Source organism: Vibrio sagamiensis NBRC 104589 (assembly GCF_007990935.1).
Taxonomy (GTDB): domain Bacteria; phylum Pseudomonadota; class Gammaproteobacteria; order Enterobacterales; family Vibrionaceae; genus Vibrio; species Vibrio sagamiensis.
Genome location: NZ_BJXJ01000139.1, coordinates 1 through 894 on the forward strand (window position 1 = coordinate 1; position 894 = coordinate 894).

An 894-nucleotide genomic window follows, 5' to 3' on the forward strand; every position below is an offset into this window, starting at 1 on the left:
TTTAAAGCCAAGTCCTAGGACTTGGCTTTTTCTTTTTCCAGCTTTACTTCATGATGTTACTCACTTGTCTAATCAGCAATATCAATGAACTAAAACACACAGTTCTCCTAATCAAATCACTCAAAAAACACAATCTGAATCATGTAGCAATTCAATCGAGTCATTTATTATGAAATCAGAATTCAAGCGAATTTATTAGGATATGATTATTTCATTTTCTTTATTCGCTCTGATCTTTTCTAGTCCTTGCTCTCTGAAGGTGTCATCACACAAGCAGCCTAACAATAAAATTCGAGTTACTGAACTATCCAGTATCTTTACTGAAATGAAAAATGTAGGTTGAGGGAAACATACCAGAAGCCAAAGTTCTCGAAACTTACTTCTTACGAAATAATTATATCAATAAACCAATAAATAACGATTGCTGCAGCAAAGACAAATGAGTAATGAGTAATGAGTAATGATATCCTATATTGAATAAATCTTATTGCGGAAAGTGGTAATCAATTAACTGTATCCATTAAGAAAGCTAATCAAGTAAAATGAGCAATGAAAGTACATTTTTAATGTGTACTTTATTACTATAGAGTGTTTTTTTTCCTACACCTCCTTTTTTATCAGCAGATTAAAGCTTACAGAGTAAAGCTCTATTAATAAAAACGTATAAAAACAGCCCACTCCGAACACAAAATCATCAAACAGGATTTTTTTTTCATTTTCTTGTTGACCTAAAGAGCGAAAAGCATTTTAATACACCTCGTCGCCCGGATAGCTCAGTCGGTAGAGCAGAGGATTGAAAATCCTCGTGTCGGTGGTTCGATTCCGCCTCCGGGCACCACAAATTTTAAATTGTTGGTGCTAACACGAACAATGATAAAACAAAGATATTCGGCA

The 894-nt window shown here is 33.9% G+C and carries 1 tRNA gene; it reads left to right on the plus strand.

Annotated elements, in window-relative coordinates:
- The first annotated feature begins 762 nt into the window (after positions 1-762).
- Positions 763-838 (plus strand) — tRNA-Phe (locus VSA01S_RS19820).
- Positions 839-894 lie beyond the last annotated feature (56 nt).